Here is a 3,151-nt window from a genome sequence, read left to right as displayed (position 1 = left end):
GTGGTGCCGCATGGCGGCGACATCCTCATCGAAGCAGCTAAAGACACCCTCGCGGAGCTGGCGAAACGGCTCGGTTTCTATCGCTTGCGCGCGCAGGTCGAGATTGCCGAAGCCCCGGAGTACGATGTAGCCGCCGTTTGGGACGGTACGCCGACCCTGCCCGACGAGGCGATCGCCTTTGACGACCCGCGGCTCAGGCGCTTGGCATGCGGGTCTTGCTGCCGGACGGCGCCGCGATCAGCCGTCTCGCCTGCGCCGAGGCCAGCGAGGACGCATACCACGCGCGCCGCATCATGCTCGGCGTCCCCGAGGGCGGGCGCGATTATGCGCTTGGCGACACGTTTCCCCACGAGGCCTTGTTCGATCAACTGAACGGGGTCGACTTCAAGAAGGGCTGCTTCGTTGGACAAGAGGTGGTGTCGCGGATGGAGCACCGCGGCACGACACGCAAACGGGTCGTGCCTGTCGAGGGAGACGGTCCCTTGCTGAGCGGCACCGAAGTGAAGGCCGGAGATCTGCCCCTCGGCACCATCGGTTCGGTAGCCGGAACGCGCGGGCTGGCGCTGCTTCGCTTGGACCGGGCCGCGGATGCCGCGTCGAAAGGGACCGCGCTCACAGCGGGCGATGCGACCATCACCCTGTCCCGTCCGGCCTTTGCCGGGTTCGAAATGCCAGCAGCATGACAGACGCCGCTCTCAAGCGCTGTCCGTGGCCGGGCACCGACCCGCTCTATGTCGCCTATCACGATGAGGAATGGGGCGTTCCCGAGCGCGACGACCGCGCGCTCTACGAGAAGCTGGTGCTCGACGGCTTTCAGGCGGGCCTCTCCTGGATCACCATCTTGCGCAAGCGCGACGCTTTCCGCCGCGCCTTCGACGATTTCGCGCCCGAGAAAATCGTCCGCTACACGCCGAAGAAGGTCGAGCGCCTGATGCAGGACGCGGGCATTGTGCGAAACCGCATGAAGATCGAGGGGACGATCGCCTCGGCGCGTGTCTGGCTCGACATGATGGAGACGGGCCCGGGCTTCTCGGCGTTCCTGTGGGACTTCGTGAACGGCGAACCGATCCTCAACCACTACAAGGCCATCGACCAGGTCCCGGCGGAGACGGCGCTCTCGCGCGCCATCTCCAAGGAGCTCAAATCACGTGGCTTCAAATTTTGTGGGCCGACGATCGTCTATGCCTTCATGCAGGCCACGGGCATGGTCAACGATCATTTGACGACTTGCCACCGCCACAAGGCTTGCGCCGATCTCGGGCGGACTTAAGCGTCAGCCGCGGCCGCGCGGATCCATGCTGCGCGGATAGGTGCGCTCTTCCTGGATCTTGCCGTCGCGCTTCCTGATGCGAACCGAGCCCATCTTCTTGACGGCTCTTTCAAGCACGCCGCCCTTAGTGGCAGCCGCTTTGGTCTTGAACCGTTTGATGACCTCGCCTGATCCCTCACGCTTTAGTTCCCATTTCTTATTCTTATCGTTGTGGCTGAGGGAAAATCTGGGCAGTTTCGCCATGGTGCGTTCTCCCGACTCTCTGATTGAGTTGCCTCTCGTTCAAATGAGACCGCGTAGGAATGGCATCCGAAGCGTGAATCGTCCATGATTTTTCTCAACGAGACAGCTTGACTTGCGCACGCGGACTCGATCCGCGTCTTGCCGCCGCTGATGAGGACTTGAGACCGTGAGCAACATCGCCGCCAATACAGCACCTCGCGCATGGCAGCGCATGCTGAGCGGACGGCGGCTCGATCTTCTCGACCCCTCACCGCTCGACATCGAGATCGAGGACATTGCGCACGGGCTCGCGCGTGTCGCCCGATGGAACGGCCAGACGCGCGGCGACCACACATTCTCGGTGGCAGATCACAGCCTGCTCGTCGAGGCGATCGCCAAGGATCTCGACTCCGCGCTCTCCAAAGAGCACGCGCTCGCCGCGCTCCTGCACGACGCCCCGGAATATGTCATCGGCGACCTCATCAGCCCGTTCAAGGCGGCGCTATCGATCGACTATCGCGCTTTCGAGGCAAAACTGCTCGCCGCCATCCATCTGAGGTTTGGGCTTCCGGCGGACCTTCCCGAGGCCGTCAACAGGCTGATCAAGCGGGCCGACAAGATCGCCGCCTACTATGAGGCCATTGGTCTCGCAGGCTTTTCCCGGGACGAAGCGCGGCGCTTTTTCGGCCAACCCCGGGGCCTCAGCCCCGCTCTGGTCCAGGCGCTGACGCAGTTAAGCCCCCTTCCTGCGGCAGAAGGCGAGGCGAGGTTCTTGAAACAGTTTCATCAGCTTGCCAGATGAACGGCGTAAATGCTGCAATCGATTCGTTAGCCAAGAGAGGCCCATGGACACCCTGATTTCCGAGAGAGATCGAATGACAGTGCCGGGGGCCATGTCGCCGGACACGATCTTCGTCTCGCCCTTGAGTCTTGTGCACGACACGGTCGCCGACGTCCGGGTCAGCCATCTGGTGACCCTGATCAACGGCGAGACGCTGATCGATACGCCGCCCAGTATCGTCAAGGAACGCCATCTCAGGCTGTCGATGAACGACATTTGCGAGGCGCGTGACGGACTCGTCGTGCCGTGCGAGGATCATGTCGCGGAGCTAATCCAGTTCACGCTCGACTGGGATCAACAGGCACCGCTTCTCATTCACTGCTGGGCCGGCATCAGCCGCTCGACCGCCGGAGCCTTCATCGCGCTGTGCGCCCTGAACCCGGATAGCGACGAGCATACGCTTGCCCGGGTGCTGCGCCGCGCCTCGCCCACAGCCTACCCCAATCGCCGTCTTGTCGCCCTGGCGGATAATGTCCTCAGCCGCAAAGGACGCATGAGCGCTGCCGTGGAGCATATCGGGCGCGGTCAGTTCGCCGAAGGCCTGGTCTTCTCGCTTCCCCGCCCGGCCCGCGGCGTAAGCCATGATCGGCGCTCCGGGCAATAACGCGGCCGCCGCGCAACCGTCTACCAACGACCCCCAGATCGAGCTCGGCCTGAACGCGGCCATTGTCATGGTGCGCGATCAGCAGCCGCATTTCATGGACGACTCGTCATTCCTTGTGCCGGGGTGTTCCGGGACAACAATGTCCGCGAGGATATTTCGCTCGAGCGGCTGGCCGAATTGAAACCTGTTTTGACAAGGCCAGCGGACGATTACG

Annotated in this window: 6 protein-coding genes; 5 read left to right on the top strand and 1 reads right to left on the bottom strand. The window is 63.1% G+C overall.

All coding sequences use genetic code 11. The features are described 5' to 3' along the window. The first annotated feature begins 206 nt into the window (after positions 1 to 206). Positions 207 to 683, top strand: a complete 477-nt coding sequence (gene ygfZ / locus AUC71_RS08365) for a CAF17-like 4Fe-4S cluster assembly/insertion protein YgfZ (RefSeq protein ID WP_069623901.1) — start codon at positions 207 to 209, stop codon at positions 681 to 683. After that, positions 680 to 1,270, top strand: a complete 591-nt coding sequence (locus AUC71_RS08360; protein WP_069623900.1) for a DNA-3-methyladenine glycosylase I — start codon at positions 680 to 682, stop codon at positions 1,268 to 1,270. The genes ygfZ and AUC71_RS08360 overlap by 4 nt, the downstream gene beginning before the upstream one ends. Positions 1,271 to 1,273: 3 nt before the next feature. Here AUC71_RS08360 and AUC71_RS08355 read toward each other — a convergent pair whose 3' ends face one another. After that, positions 1,274 to 1,513 carry a DUF2188 domain-containing protein gene (locus tag AUC71_RS08355; RefSeq protein WP_069623899.1) on the bottom strand — a complete coding sequence of 80 codons (240 nt, stop codon included), beginning with the start codon at positions 1,511 to 1,513 and terminating at the stop codon, positions 1,274 to 1,276. Between the two features lie 166 nt (positions 1,514 to 1,679). Between AUC71_RS08355 and AUC71_RS08350 the strand changes: the two genes are divergently transcribed. The 3 genes from AUC71_RS08350 (at position 1,680) to AUC71_RS08340 (ending at position 3,118) form a co-directional block, all read left to right on the top strand. Further along, positions 1,680 to 2,294, top strand: coding sequence for a YfbR-like 5'-deoxynucleotidase (locus AUC71_RS08350; RefSeq protein ID WP_425283369.1), 615 nt, complete (start codon positions 1,680 to 1,682; stop codon positions 2,292 to 2,294). Positions 2,295 to 2,367: 73 nt separating this feature from the next. Beyond that, the gene (locus AUC71_RS08345) at positions 2,368 to 2,937 is read left to right on the top strand and encodes a tyrosine phosphatase family protein (protein WP_244500862.1); all 570 of its coding nucleotides are present in this window, start codon (positions 2,368 to 2,370) and stop codon (positions 2,935 to 2,937) included. After that, the gene (locus tag AUC71_RS08340) at positions 2,915 to 3,118 is read left to right on the top strand and encodes a hypothetical protein (RefSeq protein ID WP_069623896.1); all 204 of its coding nucleotides are present in this window, start codon (positions 2,915 to 2,917) and stop codon (positions 3,116 to 3,118) included. The genes AUC71_RS08345 and AUC71_RS08340 overlap by 23 nt, the downstream gene beginning before the upstream one ends. The last annotated feature ends 33 nt before the right edge of the window (positions 3,119 to 3,151 follow it).

Origin of the sequence: Methyloceanibacter marginalis (genome assembly GCF_001723295.1) — a bacterium.
Lineage (GTDB): Bacteria > Pseudomonadota > Alphaproteobacteria > Rhizobiales > Methyloligellaceae > Methyloceanibacter > Methyloceanibacter marginalis.
Note: the sequence above shows the minus strand (reverse complement) of the source record. Positions and strands in the feature narration are given on the sequence as shown.

Bases quoted from the DNA above. Each gene is read 5' to 3' on its own strand.
- AUC71_RS08345 (WP_244500862.1), top strand. From the start codon at position 2,368: ATGACAGTGCCGGGGGCCATGTCGCCGGACACGATCTTCGTCTCGCCC.
- ygfZ (WP_069623901.1), top strand. From the start codon at position 207: ATGCGGGTCTTGCTGCCGGACGGCGCCGCGATCAGCCGTCTCGCCTGC.
- AUC71_RS08355 (WP_069623899.1), bottom strand. From the start codon at position 1,513: ATGGCGAAACTGCCCAGATTTTCCCTCAGCCACAACGATAAGAATAAG.
- AUC71_RS08340 (WP_069623896.1), top strand. From the start codon at position 2,915: ATGATCGGCGCTCCGGGCAATAACGCGGCCGCCGCGCAACCGTCTACC.
- AUC71_RS08360 (WP_069623900.1), top strand. From the start codon at position 680: ATGACAGACGCCGCTCTCAAGCGCTGTCCGTGGCCGGGCACCGACCCG.